The 16,627-nt window shown below is 47.3% G+C and carries 14 protein-coding genes, 4 tRNA genes and 3 rRNA genes; 18 read left to right on the forward strand and 3 right to left on the reverse strand.

The window, feature by feature from the left end; translation table 11 throughout:
* Positions 1-172 precede the first annotated feature (172 nt).
* Positions 173-820, forward strand: coding sequence for a KinB-signaling pathway activation protein (locus ACZ444_RS01515; RefSeq protein WP_382358204.1), 648 nt, complete (start codon positions 173-175; stop codon positions 818-820).
* Between the two features lie 81 nt (positions 821-901).
* On the opposite strand, the gene pdaB is transcribed toward ACZ444_RS01515, so the two are convergent.
* Positions 902-1,660, reverse strand: a complete 759-nt coding sequence (pdaB, locus tag ACZ444_RS01520) for a polysaccharide deacetylase family sporulation protein PdaB (protein WP_382358205.1) — start codon at positions 1,658-1,660, stop codon at positions 902-904.
* Positions 1,661-1,836: 176 nt separating this feature from the next.
* On the opposite strand from pdaB, the gene ACZ444_RS01525 reads away from it, so the two are divergent.
* The 11 genes from ACZ444_RS01525 (at position 1,837) to ACZ444_RS01575 (ending at position 9,583) form a co-directional block, all read left to right on the forward strand.
* Positions 1,837-2,058: a hypothetical protein gene (locus tag ACZ444_RS01525; protein ID WP_382358206.1), complete on the forward strand. Its 222-nt coding sequence runs from the start codon at positions 1,837-1,839 to the stop codon at positions 2,056-2,058.
* 430 nt (positions 2,059-2,488) lie between these two features.
* Positions 2,489-4,055: ribosomal RNA gene (locus ACZ444_RS01530) — 16S ribosomal RNA — on the forward strand.
* A gap of 126 nt (positions 4,056-4,181) precedes the next feature.
* Positions 4,182-4,258, forward strand: a tRNA-Ile gene (locus ACZ444_RS01535).
* Between the two features lie 15 nt (positions 4,259-4,273).
* Positions 4,274-4,346 (forward strand) — tRNA-Ala (locus ACZ444_RS01540).
* 78 nt (positions 4,347-4,424) lie between these two features.
* Positions 4,425-7,350, forward strand: a 23S ribosomal RNA gene (locus ACZ444_RS01545).
* A 118-nt stretch (positions 7,351-7,468) separates the two neighbouring features.
* Positions 7,469-7,584: ribosomal RNA gene (gene rrf / locus ACZ444_RS01550) — 5S ribosomal RNA — on the forward strand.
* The 16S, 23S and 5S rRNA genes sit together here with 4 tRNA genes alongside, the layout of an rRNA operon.
* A gap of 83 nt (positions 7,585-7,667) precedes the next feature.
* Positions 7,668-7,742 (forward strand) — tRNA-Asn (locus ACZ444_RS01555).
* Between the two features lie 7 nt (positions 7,743-7,749).
* Positions 7,750-7,822, forward strand: a tRNA-Thr gene (locus ACZ444_RS01560).
* Positions 7,823-8,130: 308 nt separating this feature from the next.
* On the forward strand, positions 8,131-8,709 hold the full coding sequence (cudC, locus tag ACZ444_RS01565) for a choline uptake/conversion transcriptional regulator CudC (RefSeq protein WP_382358234.1): 579 nt from the start codon (positions 8,131-8,133) through the stop codon (positions 8,707-8,709).
* A 50-nt stretch (positions 8,710-8,759) separates the two neighbouring features.
* A complete protein-coding gene (locus ACZ444_RS01570; protein ID WP_382358235.1) occupies positions 8,760-9,287 on the forward strand; it encodes an MFS transporter in 528 nt (175 codons plus the stop codon).
* Between the two features lie 122 nt (positions 9,288-9,409).
* A complete protein-coding gene (locus ACZ444_RS01575) occupies positions 9,410-9,583 on the forward strand; it encodes a Spo0E family sporulation regulatory protein-aspartic acid phosphatase (RefSeq protein WP_382358236.1) in 174 nt (57 codons plus the stop codon).
* Between the two features lie 107 nt (positions 9,584-9,690).
* Here ACZ444_RS01575 and ACZ444_RS01580 read toward each other — a convergent pair whose 3' ends face one another.
* A complete protein-coding gene (locus ACZ444_RS01580; RefSeq protein WP_464433541.1) occupies positions 9,691-10,323 on the reverse strand; it encodes a hypothetical protein in 633 nt (210 codons plus the stop codon).
* An 80-nt stretch (positions 10,324-10,403) separates the two neighbouring features.
* Entirely contained in the window at positions 10,404-12,854 is a 2,451-nt protein-coding gene (locus ACZ444_RS01585) for a YheC/YheD family protein (protein ID WP_382358238.1), read from the reverse strand.
* Between the two features lie 272 nt (positions 12,855-13,126).
* On the opposite strand from ACZ444_RS01585, the gene ACZ444_RS01590 reads away from it, so the two are divergent.
* The 6 genes from ACZ444_RS01590 (at position 13,127) to ACZ444_RS01615 (ending at position 16,606) form a co-directional block, all read left to right on the forward strand.
* The gene (locus tag ACZ444_RS01590) at positions 13,127-13,177 is read left to right on the forward strand and encodes a hypothetical protein (protein WP_382358404.1); all 51 of its coding nucleotides are present in this window, start codon (positions 13,127-13,129) and stop codon (positions 13,175-13,177) included.
* 44 nt (positions 13,178-13,221) lie between these two features.
* Positions 13,222-13,467, forward strand: coding sequence for a hypothetical protein (locus ACZ444_RS01595; RefSeq protein WP_382358239.1), 246 nt, complete (start codon positions 13,222-13,224; stop codon positions 13,465-13,467).
* 59 nt (positions 13,468-13,526) lie between these two features.
* Positions 13,527-14,204: a hypothetical protein gene (locus tag ACZ444_RS01600; RefSeq protein WP_382358240.1), complete on the forward strand. Its 678-nt coding sequence runs from the start codon at positions 13,527-13,529 to the stop codon at positions 14,202-14,204.
* A 465-nt stretch (positions 14,205-14,669) separates the two neighbouring features.
* A complete protein-coding gene (locus tag ACZ444_RS01605) occupies positions 14,670-15,533 on the forward strand; it encodes a glycine betaine ABC transporter substrate-binding protein (protein ID WP_382358241.1) in 864 nt (287 codons plus the stop codon).
* A gap of 161 nt (positions 15,534-15,694) precedes the next feature.
* Entirely contained in the window at positions 15,695-16,144 is a 450-nt protein-coding gene (locus tag ACZ444_RS01610) for a MarR family winged helix-turn-helix transcriptional regulator (protein ID WP_382358242.1), read from the forward strand.
* A 96-nt stretch (positions 16,145-16,240) separates the two neighbouring features.
* The gene (locus ACZ444_RS01615) at positions 16,241-16,606 is read left to right on the forward strand and encodes a DoxX family protein (protein ID WP_464433791.1); all 366 of its coding nucleotides are present in this window, start codon (positions 16,241-16,243) and stop codon (positions 16,604-16,606) included.
* Positions 16,607-16,627: the final 21 nt, after the last annotated feature.

Consider the following 16,627-nt stretch of genomic DNA (forward strand, 5'->3'; position numbering starts at 1 on the left):
CTCCTTCCTGTTGTCTTTACTATGTGTTGTAAAGCAGCTGGCTATGTGCGCTCACGCCTTCCAAAATGAGGGCTGGCTGCATGTTCTAATAAAGGAAAAACAGATGAGTTCGTGTTAAAATATGGTGTACATGTTAACATTTGTATGAGCATAGTCTTTGGGAGGAACATAAATGACGAGTCGAAAATTGGTCGGGTTGTTTGTTAAAACACTGCTACTGGGCGGAATTGTTGGGCTTATTACCAGTTTTTTCATTAAGCCGGCATCTTACGCTGTTAACTTAAGCCCGTTTGATGCTTTTGAATTGCTGGGGGTTATCCTCTTTTTTCTTGTTATGGGTTTTTTATCAAGCGTTATCAGTCAGGCCGGTTTTTTTGCCTATTTATTCGTAAACCAGTTTGGTCTCAGTTTGTTTCGTTCGTTTTGGCCAACGGTGCAAACGCTGCTGATCGCCTTTGTTGTGTTTGATCTAGTTTATTTTCCTTATTCAGAAGCGAGTGGCGATGTCTCCTTGGGCTGGTTTATCTTAATGGCGGCAGCTATTCTTGGTTACGGCTGGGTTATATCGGAAATTAAAGCACGTGAGACGAAGCGGCGGGCTTTTATACCAGCGTTGTTTCTCATGGTTGTCATGACTACAGTTGAATGGGTGCCTGGCCTGCGCACAACCGGGACCGATTATGCCTGGCTCATGATTATACCCCTGCTGGCCTGCAATACATATCAATTACTGATACTTCATCGCTTAACAGGCAGCGGGAACGCCGATAATGGGGCAAAAACCAATACTAAAGTTAAGACAAATCAATCAAAAGCCTGATGAACCCCCCAATGCGTCAGCCTGCATTGGGGTTCACTTTTGATTGTGCAAAATGCTGTCTGTCAGCCGGATGGCACATACTTAGTCAGCGAGCTGTGAGTCCGCATGGGCTTGGTTAATCAGTTCAGATATTGTGACAAATTGAAATCCTTTTTCCTGCAGTCCCGGCAAAATTGTCTGTAATGCGTTTGCTGTTTGTTTAGCCGAATCGGATGCATGCATTAAGATAATGTCCCCGTTTTCTGTCTGTTTCATGACCATATCCGTGATCGATTGTGTCCCCGGATTTTTCCAATCATTCGGATTAACTCCCCAGTGCGTGACAGTGAGTCCCTGTTTCTCTGCCAATTCAATAATATCCTCGTCAAAATGGCCGTTAGGCGGCCGCAGCAGATCAACGTCCTCATAGCCCATTTTATCAAATACATCTCTGGCTTCCGCTAAATCCTCCCGTACGGTCTCGATGTCCTGTTCAAGATAGCTTTCATAACGGTATCCGAGCATACCGAGTTCATGTTTTTGGTCTGTGATTTCCTCTACGATATCCGGATGGTTTTCAGCCCATTCGCCGCTGACAAAGAAAGTAGCTTGTACACCACTTTTTTCTAATTCATCCAATATGCCGTGCACCTTCTCGTCACCCCAGCTGATATTAAAGGTTAAAGCGATGCCATCCTCATTAGCATTCCCTTTAGTCAGGGCCGTTGGTTCCTCTTGAGATACAACAGAATAAGCGCCATCCCTTTCAATCCAGAGAAATAAGGCAGCAAAAAGCGCCAGCGCCATAATGAGTATATAACGTTTCCATTTCACAGCTTTCACCACATAAAAATGACTCACTACTATCATTCCTCTCCACACAAACCTTATTTCATTCTATGGCTGGTGATGCTGCAATATGAACAAGCCTGATAAAAAATGTATAAGCACGTTTCAGGTCGAGAAGGATAAAACAACACAGCTGGAAATCGTAACAATTGCAGGGAAATATTTTTAGACAGGGATGGGTTTTACTTATGATTGGATTTTTGCTGAATGGTACAGAAGAGAGGGAAATGGAGTATATTATCCGGCGTGAACTGGAGGAGATTTTATTAGATATGGACGATCATCGGATTGATCACGTGGTTAAGCATGTGATGCAGGAACGCTATCAGACGCTATTCAACTTATACCGGCGAATTGCCAGCAGGAGGGAATGTCTGAAATACATGCCAAAGCGGACAGGTGACCGGTAGTAATAGGGGTTATTAGTCAGCATACTCTGCATGATAGCAGGAGCAGACGATGGTCGAATGGCAGCTGTATTATGGTCCGGGGAAATTTTATTTAACATTTTTTGTTTCAGCACTTGCACTGAATAAATCATTATGCTATAGTATTTTCTGTTGCTTCAAAAGAAAAGCACTTTTTGCCGAAAAAAGCCGAAAAAAGTGAGTCAAAAAGTTATTGACACTTCGTTGCAACCATGATATATTATTACTTGTCGTTGAAGACAACAGCAATAAATTGCTCCTTGAAAACTGAACAAAACAACCAGCCTGAAACAGATGTCAGGTAAGAGGCTCCCGGTCATATGTATTCATATGATTGGATGAAGCTTTTTGAGACATTATGAACGCTGAGATAAAACGATTGATCGGTGTCAGTCGTTTGCATCTCTCTTATTTATTGGAGAGTTTGATCTTGGCTCAGGACGAACGCTGGCGGCGTGCCTAATACATGCAAGTCGAGCGCGGGAAGCAGGCAGATCCCCTTCGGGGGTGATGCCTGTGGAACGAGCGGCGGACGGGTGAGTATCACGTGGGCAACCTGCCTGTAAGACCGGGATAACTCGTGGAAACGCGAGCTAAAACCGGATAACACCTCTCACCGCATGGTGAGGGATTGAAAGGCGGCCTCAGGCTGCCACTTACAGATGGGCCCGCGGCGCATTAGTTAGTTGGTGGGATCAAAGCCTACCAAGGCCACGATGCGTAGCCGACCTGAGAGGGTGATCGGCCACACTGGAACTGAGACACGGTCCAGACTCCTACGGGAGGCAGCAGTAGGGAATCATCCGCAATGGACGAAAGTCTGACGGTGCAACGCCGCGTGAGTGAAGAAGGTCCTTGGATCGTAAAACTCTGTTGTCAGGGAAGAACAGATACTGTTCAAACAGGGCAGTATTTTGACGGTACCTGACCAGAAAGCCCCGGCTAACTACGTGCCAGCAGCCGCGGTAATACGTAGGGGGCAAGCGTTGTCCGGAATTATTGGGCGTAAAGGGCGCGCAGGCGGTCTTTTAAGTCTGATGTGAAAGCCCGCGGCTTAACCGCGGCAGGTCATTGGAAACTGGAGGACTTGAGTACAGAAGAGGAGAGTGGAATTCCACGTGTAGCGGTGAAATGCGTAGAGATGTGGAGGAACACCAGTGGCGAAGGCGACTCTCTGGGCTGTAACTGACGCTGAGGCGCGAAAGCGTGGATAGCGAACAGGATTAGATACCCTGGTAGTCCACGCCGTAAACGTTGAGTGCTAGGTGTTAGGGGGTTTCCGCCCCTTAGTGCTGAAGTTAACGCATTAAGCACTCCGCCTGGGGATTACGGCCGCAAGGCTGAAACTCAAAAGAATTGACGGGGGCCCGCACAAGCGGTGGAGCATGTGGTTTAATTCGAAGCAACGCGGAGAACCTTACCAGGTCTTGACATCCTCTGATGGCGGTAGAGATACCGTGTTCCCTTCGGGGACAGAGTGACAGGTGGTGCATGGTTGTCGTCAGCTCGTGTCGTGAGATGTTGGGTTAAGTCCCGTAACGAGCGCAACCCTTAAGCTTAGTTGCCAGCATTAAGTTGGGCACTCTAAGGTGACTGCCGGTGATAAACCGGAGGAAGGCAGGGATGACGTCAAATCATCATGCCCCTTATGACCTGGGCTACACACGTGCTACAATGGATGGTACAAAGGGACGCGAAGCCGTGAGGTGAAGCAAATCCCATAAAACCATTCCCAGTTCGGATTGCAGGCTGCAACTCGCCTGTATGAAGCCGGAATCGCTAGTAATCGCGGATCAGAATGCCGCGGTGAATACGTTCCCGGGCCTTGTACACACCGCCCGTCACACCACGAGAGTTGGCAACACCCGAAGTCGGTGAGGCAACCTTTTTGGAGCCAGCCGCCGAAGGTGGGGCCAACGATTGGGGTGAAGTCGTAACAAGGTAGCCGTATCGGAAGGTGCGGCTGGATCACCTCCTTTCTAAGGAAGATATTATACGGAAGCCGGTGCTTGTCGCTTAGCGCGGCAGTATCGGCCGGACCGATATCTGTTTTCAGCTACTCTGGTTGTTTGGTTCAGTTTTGAGGGAGCAATTCTCTCTTAAGAGGGCCTGTAGCTCAGTTGGTCAGAGCGCACGCCTGATAAGCGTGAGGTCGGTGGTTCGAGTCCACCCAGGCCCACCATCTGGAACCGAATACGGGGCCTTAGCTCAGCTGGGAGAGCACCTGCCTTGCAAGCAGGAGGTCAGCGGTTCGATCCCGCTAGGCTCCATTTTGCACCTTGAAAACTAAATAAGAGCAAACCATTCAAGACGACATCCAGACGTTCGTTTAAACGAATGTTTTATTAAGTTAAGTGATCAAGGGCGCACGGTGAATGCCTTGGCACCAGGAGCCGAAGAAGGACGGGACTAACACCGATATGCCTCGGGGAGTCGTAAGCAGACTGTGATCCGGGGATTTCCGAATGGGGCAACCCACTGTCCGTAATGGGACAGTGCCTGTGTCTGAATTCATAGGGCGCAGGTGGCATACCCGGGGAACTGAAACATCTCAGTACCCGGAGGAAAAGAAAGCAAACGCGATTTCCTGAGTAGCGGCGAGCGAAACGGAAACAGCCCAAACCGGAAAGCTTGCTTTCCGGGGTTGTAAGGACACGCCATCGGAGTTATCAAGAAATGGTTTAGGCGAATTGATTTGGAATGATCAGCCAAAGAGGGTAAGAGCCCTGTAGCCGAAAAGCGATTTCCTCCGGCGTGGATCCTGAGTACGGCGGAACACGTGACATTCCGTCGGAATACGGGAGGACCATCTCCCAAGGCTAAATACGACCTGGTGACCGATAGTGAACCAGTACCGTGAGGGAAAGGTGAAAAGCACCCCGGAAGGGGAGTGAAAGAGAACCTGAAACCGTGTGCCTACAAGTAGTCGGAGCCCGTTAATGGGTGACGGCGTACCTTTTGCAGAATGGACCGGCGAGTTGCGATCGTATGCAAGGTTAAGTGGAAGACACGGAGCCTGAGCGAAAGCGAGTCTGAACAGGGCGATTTGAGTATACGGTCGCAGACCCGAAACCGTGTGATCTACCCATGCCCAGGGTGAAGGTCAGGTAACACTGACTGGAGGCCCGAACCCACGTATGCTGAAAAATGCGGGGATGAGGCGTGGGTAGGGGTGAAATGCCAATCGAACACGGATATAGCTGGTTCTCTCCGAAATAGCTTTCGGGCTAGCCTCAAGGAGCGTGTACCGGAGGTAGAGCACTGATTGAACGAGGGGCCCTCACCGGGTTACCGAATTCAGTCAAACTCCGAATGCCGGCTACATAGCCTTGGGAGTCAGACTGTGGGTGATAAGGTTCATGGTCGAGAGGGAAACAGCCCAGACCGCCAGCTAAGGTCCCTAAGTATACGTTAAGTGGAAAAGGATGTGGCGTTGCTCAGACAACCAGTATGTTGGCTTAGAAGCAGCCACCATTTAAAGAGTGCGTAATAGCTCACTGGTCGAGTGACTCTGCGCCGAAAATGTACCGGGGCTAAACGTATCACCGAAGCTGCGGATTGTTCTTCGGAACAATGGTAGGAGAGCGTTCCAAATGCTGTGAAGTCAGACCGTGAGGACTGGTGGAGCGTTTGGAAGTGAGAATGCCGGTATGAGTAACGAAAAAAGAGTGAGAATCTCTTTCACCGAATGCCTAAGGTTTCCTGAGGAAGGCTCGTCCGCTCAGGGTTAGTCGGGACCTAAGCCGAGGCCGAAAGGCGTAGGCGATGGGTAACAGGCCGACATTCCTGTACCACCTCGTGAGCATTTGAATGATGGGGAAACGCAGAAGGATAAGGAATGCGCACTGTCGGAAATGTGCGTCCAAGCAGTGAGGAAATTGGTCAGGCAAATCCGGCCAATGGTTCCAGGCTGTGACGGGGAGGGAAATTGAGTACCGAAGTTCCTGACTTCACACTGCCAAGAAAAACCTCTAGTGAGTTCACAGGTGCCCGTACCGCAAACCGACACAGGTAGGCAGGGAGAGTATCCTAAGGTGAGCGGGAGAACTCTCGTTAAGGAACTCGGCAAAATGACCCCGTAACTTTGGGAGAAGGGGTGCTCAGGGCCGAGTCCTGAGCCGCAGTGAAGAAGCCCAAGCGACTGTTTACCAAAAACACAGGTCTCTGCGAAGCCGCAAGGCGACGTATAGGGGCTGACATCTGCCCGGTGCTGGAAGGTTAAGGGGAAGCGTTAGTGCCTCTGGCGCGAAGCGGCGAACCGAAGCCCCAGTGAACGGCGGCCGTAACTATAACGGTCCTAAGGTAGCGAAATTCCTTGTCGGGTAAGTTCCGACCCGCACGAAAGGTGCAACGACTTGGGCACTGTCTCAACGAGAGACCCGGTGAAATTATACGATGCGTGAAAATGCGCATTACCCGCGACAGGACGAAAAGACCCCGTGGAGCTTTACTGCACCTTGACATTGAATGTTGGTACAGCTTGTACAGGATAGGTGGGAGCCGTGGAAACGTGAGCGCGAGCTTACGTGGAGGCACCCGTGGGATACCACCCTGGCTGTACGAACATTCTAACCCTGGACCGTGATCCGGTCCGGAGACAGTGTCAGGCAGGCAGTTTGACTGGGGCGGTCGCCTCCTAAAAGGTAACGGAGGCGCCCAAAGGTTCCCTCAGAATGGCTGGAAATCATTCGTAAGCGTGCAAAGGCACAAGGGAGCTTGACTGCGAGACCTACATGTCGAGCAGGGACGAAAGTCGGGCTTAGTGATCCGGTGGTTCCGCATGGAAGGGCCATCGCTCAACGGATAAAAGCTACCCCGGGGATAACAGGCTTATCTCCCCCAAGAGTTCACATCGACGGGGAGGTTTGGCACCTCGATGTCGGCTCATCGCATCCTGGGGCTGTAGTCGGTCCCAAGGGTTGGGCTGTTCGCCCATTAAAGCGGTACGCGAGCTGGGTTCAGAACGTCGTGAGACAGTTCGGTCTCTATCCGTCGCGGGCGCTGGAAGTCTGAGAGGAGCTGTCCTTAGTACGAGAGGACCGGGATGGACACACCGCTGGTGCACCAGTTGTTCCGCCAGGAGCACGGCTGGGTAGCTACGTGTGGTCAGGATAAGTGCTGAAAGCATCTAAGCATGAAGCCCCCCTCAAGATGAAACTTCCCATCACGTCCAGTGAGTAAGATCCCTTAAAGACGATGAGGTTGATAGGTCCGGGGTGGAAGCGTGGTGACACGTGAAGCTGACGGATACTAATCGATCGAGGACTTAACTAACAGAATGTAGCTTGATGGTTCTCTTATTTAGTTTTCAGGGTGCAAAGGTTAAAAAACCTGTTGCATTTTGAGTTAAAAATGCTTATAATGGTTATGTGATTTCAAAATCAATATAAAGTCTGGTGACGATGGCGGAGAGGACACACCTGTTTCCATGCCGAACACAGCAGTTAAGCTCTCCAGCGCCGATGGTAGTTGGGGTTTGACCCCTGCAAGAGTAGGACGTTGCCAGGCTTTTATTATATTCATTAGTGTGATATTATTTGGTTAGGCAGTCATTATGAACTGCACACAATGTAAGTTATACATATTTTTATTCCACAGTAGCTCAGCGGTAGAGCCCTCGGCTGTTAACCGAGTAGCCGCAGGTTCGAATCCTGCCTGTGGAGCCATTATTTTGCTTCCATAGCTCAGTCGGTAGAGCGCTTCCATGGTAAGGAAGAGGTCATCGGTTCGAGTCCGATTGGAAGCTCTTTTCGTTTATTGTGCGTTAAGGCGTTGGTATAACAACGCCTTGGCGCTTTTTTTGATCTAAAAAAGCTATGTTTCTGTTCTGCTAATAAGATTAATTCCAGGGAAGATTATCTTTTATAGACATCCAGCTTCGTAGTGTTTTAATCATGATCATCCTCCACAAACGTTTCTAAATGAAGTTGACAGATGCAGAAAGTCATTATAAAATATAATAACGTTTAATATGTTAATAATGATATAAACGCTGTTAATGGTTACGATAAAACGTAACAAATCTTGTTATTCCTCAGGAAAAGAGGTGCCACTGTGGAAGATAATCAAAGTAACATGAATCAGGACAAAAATGAAGAAAAAGTTGATCAGGCAGAAAGCATTATGGTTAATACGATTTCTGAGACAATGGATCTCTATGGTGTTACACCTTCTGTCGGACGGCTGTATGGCACGATGTATTTTAAACATCAGCCGATTACCCTGGATCAGATGAAGCAGGAGCTTGGAATGAGTAAGCCGAGTATGAGTACATCGGTTCGGAAACTCCAGGATATTAATATTGTTCAAAAGGTATGGCAAAAAGGGTCAAGAAGAGATTCCTTTATAGCTGAGAAAAACTTTTTTAATTATTTTTCCCAGTTTTTTGGTATGAAGTGGGAACGAGAAGTGGGGATGTTTCTGACGAGCATTCATAGTTCCCAAAAACAGCTCAAACAGGTGATCGACGATAGTGAGACACCTGAACAAGTGCGTCAAAGAGCTGAACTGGATTATCAGCAGCTTGATGAAGCTAAGATCTATTATCATTGGCTTGAGCGGTTGACCCAGCTAACGAAATCTGGAGAGATTTTTAATTATATTCCCATAGAAGATGTGGACAGAAGAGATTAGAAGCTAAAGATTATCTTCTTCTTTGACTGAGGATTCGCGATCAAAATGGTTTGGCAACTTGGAGCGCAGGCACGATTACGAGTCTGCCGCTAATAACATTTGCGATTGTGTCACCGCTTGCCCCGAGAATTGGGAGACGCCTGGGTAATTTCCCGGCGATTATTAAAGAAAATTTCCCGCATAGAGTCGGCCGCATGACAAGTGCGTACTCGACATCTATGGCGGTGTTTGCGGCGACCGCTTCAGGGGTGTTCGTTCCGTTGATAAAAAATGCCGGCATGGGCTGGGAACTCGCATTGTTGTCGTGGGGGATTCTGGCTTTAGCCGCCATTATTGTGTGTCTATTTGTTATCAGGAAAGATACACCCGAAGCTAAGGAAAACAATATGGAAGACGATGCAGATGCACCAGTAGAAGGCAGCTTATTGAAGTCGCCATTGGCTTGGCAGGTTACTTTTTTTATGAGATGGTTTCTTGGCTGCTGGGGTGAGTGGACGGTATCGATTTTTATACTGGTGATTGTGTCTGTGCTGCTGACGCTGGCAGGGCTTGGAGCAGGACGCGACAAGTGTGTGTAACCGAGTAACATTCCATTGTGGGTAGGTTTACTGGGTAAGATGTCATGGATCTGTCACACAATTTCATACAATATGAGTTATAATAGATTGATTACTAGGAATCAAACATATAAGGAGCTTGTATGATACAGTTGGATGACAGCAATTTGGGCCTCTTAGCTCATAAGCTTGAACAAAAGAGACAGCAGCTGGTTGATACGGCAGCTGTTCAAGGGATGGAAAATGAGGAGACACTGAGCATCAGTCAGGAACTTGATCGTCTCATTCTTGCTTACCAAAAGAGTAAAGGCGATTAGCAGCAATCAGCATGATATATCCTGCTTCAGCAGCTGGTCATCCGGCCTACTATAATCCGTAAAAAAACGCTCATCCTTTGATGAGCGTTTTTTATTGGGTTGGGAAGTTAGGCTGTATCTTTGCTGCAGCGTGATAAGTCGCGCGAGGCGCCTGAATTTGATCGAGCAGCGTCCCAAAGTCGATCGAGGAACACCGGAATTCGATCGAGCACCACCCAAAGTCGATCGAGGGGCACTGGAATTCGATCGAGCAGCGCCCAAAGTCGATCGAGGGGCACTGGAATTCGATCGAGCAACACCCAAAATCGATCGAGGAACACCGGAATTCGATCGAGCAGCGCCCAAAGTCGATCGAGGAGCACTGGAATTCGATCGAGCACCACCCAAATTCGATCGAGGAACACCGGAATTCGATCGAGCAGCGCCCAAAGTCGATCGAGGAGCACTGGAATTCGATCGAGCACCACCCAAATTCGATCGAGGGGCACTGGAATTCGATCGAGCAGCGCCCAAAGTCGATCGAGGGGCACTGGAATTCGATCGAGCAGCGCCCAAAGTCGATCGAGGAACACCGGAATTTGATCGAGCAGCGCCCAGGGCCGCGCGAGGCGCACCGAACAGAACGCGAGCACCGCCCCAATCCGCGCGAGGCGCACGGAACAGAGCGCGAGCATCATCTCAATCCGCGCGAGGCGCACTGAATAGAGCGCGAGCACCACTCCAATCCGCGCGAGCAGCACCCAAAATTAAGCGAGCACAGCCCCAATCTCGCGCGGGGCTGTGCTCGCAATGTTGTCCGTCACCTTAATCATGCAGATTTCTAGTTTACTTCCATATTCTGTGTCATATCTTTTGTGTAGGTGATGATGCTTGCGGCAATTGCTTCGGTATCGAACATGACTTCGGGGCCGTTTGGCCGGATGTCCAGCACGTTCAGAACGCCTTCTGAGTCGATGCTGATATGGCAGGCCATTTCGGTGATGACTTCGCCGTATATGTGCCGCATTTGCTCAGCTGTCTGTATTGTAAGCCTTTCGATCTGTTGCTCGAGCTGGTCCGCCGTGTCCGTTTCGTATTGCTGGGCCAGAAATTCGCCGGGGGCGGTTTGCCGTGCTGTTTCTGCAAAGCCGTCAACGAGTTGCCAGGTACCGTTTAAGCGCGAGGCGTGTGTGTAAATGGTGAACGGCGTCCCCTCGTCAGTCTGTGAACGGGTATCCTGCAGGACGACGAGGCGTTTTTTCTTGAGCCATTCGTTCCATTTATGCCGTAAGGGCAGCTCGTTGAAGGTTTGACTGGTGTTTCCCTGGCTGATAGTCATTTGGCCGTCTGCGCGTTTTTCAGCGCGTTGGGTGTTGCCTCGGGCCGGGCCTTGCTCCGGTTTAAGCAATATGCTGCCGTATGTTTCGATGAACCGGAAAATGTCGCGTGTGCTGCCAACGCGCTGCCAGGGCGCCATGGTGGTTTCTGGATCGGCGCTTTGCAGCTGCTCATACAGCTCAGAGCGGGTATGCCGCAAGCCGGGCCATTCGTTGGTGAATAGGCTCGTTTCCAGTTCTTCGTAAATCCAGCTGGCATTGGCATTTCCCCGGAGTTTCAGACGATCCATAATAACATCCGGATAGCTGACGATTTTCGGAACCCATGCGTCATCCTCATAAAAGTGGCCGCGAATCAGCATCTCATCCGCATCAATATCGGCCGGCGTGAAGGAAAAAAGCGTTATGCCTTCGTCCGCGGCTTTCGCGATCATGTCCCGGGTCAGATTATCATAAACAAGTTTGCCGGTTAACAGCGCTACTGACGGCTGGTCTGTGTCTTGCATAACAGGGAGATCCGCACGCCTTGCCTGAAACTGCTGGCTGTTGTTATTTCTGGGCTCGGTGCGGACAATGCCATTTTCTGCGATATATTTGGCATAAGCGACCGTGTTCACAGCGCGTTTCGCTTCATGAAAGGCGGTCTGCGGACCATTATTCGCTTCATGCATCCAGTACCGGCCGTTTTCATCGATCGCAAAATCCAGTCCCAATTCATCCAGGGCCAGATTGTACAATTTATCGAGATGGCGGGTCACATTTAGGGACAATTCCAAAATGTCCTGTTCATACGTCGCCCCGAGCTGCTCGCCGTATTCCTGCTGGAGAAATGTATGGAAGTCCTCGACGTGCCCGTCTGTTGCGACGTTGCTCAAATTGCTCCGCTTGTTGCCGATACGCGGATAAATATGTGTGAGCACCCATTTGCCTTCGCCGTCCTTCTGCACATGCGCACGGATATGGTAAGGCTCGTCATCCTTCGTGCGTGTATGAATGTAGCGCTGCACAATATAGCCGCCCTGTTTCTTTAAAATCACGTTTTCCAGCCACTTATCAAAATCATCCTGTCCGAGGATCTGTTCTTTCTTATGAGCCTGCACGTGATAACGTTTGCCTGTTTTCGTGACAAAGAAAATGTTTTCCCCGCGGTTGCTTCCGAGCGCTTTGAAAACGACGCGCGCATGCTTGTCCATAAAGTCGTGAATGCCCTTGATACTGCGGCATGGCTGAAATGGGACGAGCAGATCTGCATATTGACGGTACTGCAGCATGCGTTTCGGCAAAAACAATTTATTGTCCACGTGAAAGGTCGTAAACGGAATCATGCGTCGCAATTTCCGTTCCGCATGTGCTCGCTGGCCGGTGCCCACATTATTGATCACGTCCGGGAACGAGGCCGTTACACGCTGCCAGCCGCCATTCTGATACGTATCCGCTGCGATTGTCTGCTCGGCAAAGTCCACGTCAGCCGATGTGAAAAAATACAGCTGGGCGTGCTGCTGCTCGCTTGCCTCAACCATTGCCTGAATCCGTTCATCTGTGTAAATGTCGAGCGGATTTCTGAATGCGGCAAACACACCGATGGCACACGGCTTGTCTGGCTCAGTCGTACTGCCGATTTCCGCGTTCAGCGTGGTGTAAATCGACTTGATCAGCGGCCGAACAGTAAACTGCAGCATGCCGCTGATTTCGGCGAGATTCCCCGCCTGCAGCAGCCGGGTCATATTCAAAACGTGTTGTTCCAATTTATCGATTTGTCCGGATAGATCGGGATCTTGCACTTCTTTGATCGCAGGACGGATCGCCGCAATCCCGTCCACCAGCGAACTTAATGTAAAAATGCTCTGCTGGATTTCTTTCGCTTTGACTAATGTGTGCAAGTGTTCACCTGCCTCCAGCAATGTCTGGGAAAGATTGATCACTTGCTTCTCCTGCTGGCCAGTTAATGCTGACATAGCATTCGCTCCTCTGAATGATGATTGCGTTTCTTCTATTACTAGTATCGGCAATGAAACGGGTGAGGTAAAGGGAAAAGGCGAGATTCTTAGAGAGGTTTGCATGTGTTTGGCGAGATTGCTTAGGGTGACGTTTCTTTAATTTACTAAAAATTTTGCTATGTTATAATCACGATAGTGTCATGAGGTTTTCATGGGTGGTGGCTCACTCCCTTTTTCTTTCTTATAGAAAGGGGGTGACGCTGATGACAGTTTTCGAATCATTAATTGTGATGATTTCGTTTGCAACATTAATTGTTGCAATTCTGTCAGAAAAAAAGTAACCACCCTTGAGCCTTGACAAGCGCAGGGGGTTACCTTTACCCACGTGAGTCACCCCTTTGAAGGGCATGACACACAAGGCCGTGTGGTGTATCAGCACCACTCGGTCTTTATTATGATAGTGTTAATTACATGTTATTATACACCATTTGCTGACGTAATCAAACTAAAATACGGTGAAGCCACTGGCAAAAGGTGCTATAGTGGTAATGATGAACAGAAAGGGCGATTCGATGTAGATCACGGGCTGTTTCATCATCTGATCCGCAAGGGTGCCCATTTTATTGTGTAAAGAAATATCGATCGTTATTATTTATTAATTAAAACTAAAGTTATAATGAGGAGGTCTATATGCCGATCCATTTTGGGGTTACAGTTTTTCCGGGAAAATGGGGACTCAAATTAACTCGTGAAAAATATGCCTTAATTAATAAAAGAAACTCTTTAGGGAAATTCAAAAATATGTTGCACGCATATGAAGATGAGAAGGGTAAATTTTACACTGATGAATGGTGTTTGAAACATCAGAGTAATTGTTTAAGAAATTTTGATTTACATATGAAATTTTATCATCAATTAAATCACGATAAATTTGAAAGTGAAATACAAGCATTCAAAGATAAATATCCAATGTTTCAAGATATTACGGATTTGAATAATTATGATCAACGTGCTGGATATTATGTAATGATATTAGATGAATATTGCCAAGTATATGTGGGTACATCCGGCAATATTAAAGAGCGTATAAGAAAACATTGGGGAAATAGTAAACCGTTCGATAGGTTACTATTTCCTATAGGTGCAGTTGATACTTCAGTTATGTCAATTGATTCTTTTAGATCTTTAGATACTACCAGAATTCTTGTTTATGAAACAGAAGAGACTTACACAACCGAGGATGAATATATTTCTTTCTTTTCACCAGAGTTTATTAGCAATAGAATATCAGGTGGAAAATTTAATGGCAGTATATTGGAATTTATTGAAAAGATGATTACAAAGAATAGAAGAGATTTTAGTGAATAAAGCAGTTAAGAGTTTATTAAATACATATAAGCTTAACCTAGGCATGCACGGTCATTCATGGAATAATCGGCTTTTTTAAACGTGTCCACTATCTTTAATAATGATGTCTGGATTGTAGCAAGCTTGTGCAAGACTAAATGAGTTCAATCTTTTTCATGAAAATAAAAAAGAAGTTTCAAAGTAGGTGAGCAAAAGCAGCCGTACTTTTTTATCGCTGGCGGTGCATATGACATAGGCTTCTTATCTTTTATCCATTTAAATGCCTCCCCCGAGATCACTGTTCCTTATGGAAAACATATACATAAACTATATTCAAAAAATTTGTGCAGGAAAATTTGGTTATGTTTTTCTGCATTCCAATGTGCATCAACAAAGGGAGGGTCATGCGGCAGCCGATGGCACAAACATTAAGGGAGAGGGACAATCATTCAATTAACTTATAAAATACGTTTAGCAGCTTTATCAGTGTTACTGCTTACGTTTGGATTGGCCGCGTGCAGCAATGATCAGGAAGGCGAGGCTGCACAGGATAAGGCGGTTGACAGCGATGACGATAAGACCATAACGATCGGACAGGATCCATACGATTTTGCGACGGTGCCAGCTTACTTGTCCAAAGAGATTTTGGAACGGGAAGGCTATGATGTCGAAATTGAGGTAGCCGATGTCGGTATCTTGTATCAATCGTTGTCCAATGGAGATATTGATGCCTTTGTTGATGTCTGGGCACCTGGTTTGCAAAAAGAGTATCTGGAAAAATACGAAGGTGATTTCAAGATAGCGGGAACGCTCTATTCGGATATGCCATACGGTGTCGCTGTTCCTGACTATTTGGAAGATATCGATTCAATTGAGGATGTTAAAGAACATCCAGAAAAATTTGACGGTAAGATCTATGCGATTGAACCTGGAAGCGGCATGTCCAAAACGACCGAAAGAATGGTCGATGAATATAACATGGCTGATTTTGAGGTGCAAAACAGCAGTTCACAGGCCATGGTGGCGAAGGCTGTCGATTCCTTTGAAGATGGAGAACCCATTGTGTTTGATGCGTGGCGTCCGCATCCGATGTTTATGAAGATGGATCTTAAGTTTTTAGATGATCCTAAGGACGTCTGGCATTTAGATGATGTGCATATCGGTGTGACGAATGACCTGGAGAATGCGTCACCTTTCGCCTATACGGTGTTTGCGAATATGGATTTAACGCTGGATATGGTTGAGAAATGGCAAAACAGTATGAAATTTGATGACGAAAAACCTGAGGATCTGGCTGAGGAATGGATTGACGATCATCCGGATAAGGTTGATGAATGGCTGGAAAAATAGCCATACAAAAGCCGCCCACACGACGTGAGCGGCTTTTGTATGTCCGTAACCCAATGTCTGATCCCATATCAAAGATTTTGTCGAGAAGGTTTGACAAAATAAAATACTTTGATATAATAAATCTTGAAGTAAAGATAAATGAACGAAGGGGTGTTTAGGATATGGAATCAGCGTCCGGGAATGATGAAAAAGATCTCTCCTTAAAGTGTTTTGTTGTATTATCGCGCGCAAGTCACGCTGTCATGGAGCAAGATCGGCAGAATATTAAGCAGTATGGCCTTTACCCCGCAGAATTTGGTGTTTTGGAACTTTTGCATCACAAGGGAGAACAGGCCATTCAGCAGATCGGCAAGAAAATACTGCTGACCAGCGGCAGTATAACGTATGTCATTGATAAACTGGAGAAAAAAGGGTTTTTAGAAAGAAAACCCAGCCCAGAGGATCGCCGTGTAACCTATGCCTCTATCACAGAGCAGGGGGAAATGCTTATGAATAATATATTTCCGAAACAGGAGGAAGCTGTCAATGACATGTTTAGTGCACTGACCTATGATGAAAAGCATGAACTCAAAGCATTGTTGAAGAAATTAGGTCTGTCGCAGCAAGCTTAACAATAACTTTTGCTATATATAAAAATAATTGAAGGGGTTTTTAAATTGGTTTCTTATGGTGTAACAGCAAGTATTGGTTTACTGATTATTCGATTAATGGTTGGTTTGACGTTTATAGGGCACGGATCGCAGAAATTATTCGGATGGTTTAATGGGGGCGGTATAAAAGGCACTGCTGGTTTCTTTGAATCCATCGGGATAAAACCTGGTGCTGCTATGGCTGTAATGGCGGGATTATCGGAAGTTGGCGGAGGACTATTATTAGCTTTGGGCTTTTTGACACCATTGGCTTCTTTGCTAATCATCGGGGCAATGCTGATGGCCATTATAAAAGTGCATGGCCCCAATGGGTTTTGGAGTAGTAACGGCGGCTTTGAATATAACCTGATTATTATAGCTGTAGCAATAGGCATCGCCCTGGTTGGTCCAGGTGCTTATGCTATAGACGCGTTAATTTTCTAAAGGTGAATGATTAAACTAAAT

The sequence above is a fragment of the Lentibacillus kimchii genome, assembly GCF_055381965.1.

Coding starts and splice junctions, on each gene's coding strand:
- ACZ444_RS01515 (WP_382358204.1), top strand. CDS start 173: ATGACGAGTCGAAAATTGGTCGGGTTGTTTGTTAAAACACTGCTACTG.
- ACZ444_RS01525 (WP_382358206.1), top strand. CDS start 1,837: ATGATTGGATTTTTGCTGAATGGTACAGAAGAGAGGGAAATGGAGTAT.
- ACZ444_RS01575 (WP_382358236.1), top strand. CDS start 9,410: ATGATACAGTTGGATGACAGCAATTTGGGCCTCTTAGCTCATAAGCTT.
- ACZ444_RS01585 (WP_382358238.1), bottom strand. CDS start 12,854: ATGTCAGCATTAACTGGCCAGCAGGAGAAGCAAGTGATCAATCTTTCC.
- ACZ444_RS01600 (WP_382358240.1), top strand. CDS start 13,527: ATGCCGATCCATTTTGGGGTTACAGTTTTTCCGGGAAAATGGGGACTC.
- ACZ444_RS01610 (WP_382358242.1), top strand. CDS start 15,695: ATGGAATCAGCGTCCGGGAATGATGAAAAAGATCTCTCCTTAAAGTGT.
- ACZ444_RS01615 (WP_464433791.1), top strand. CDS start 16,241: ATGGTTGGTTTGACGTTTATAGGGCACGGATCGCAGAAATTATTCGGA.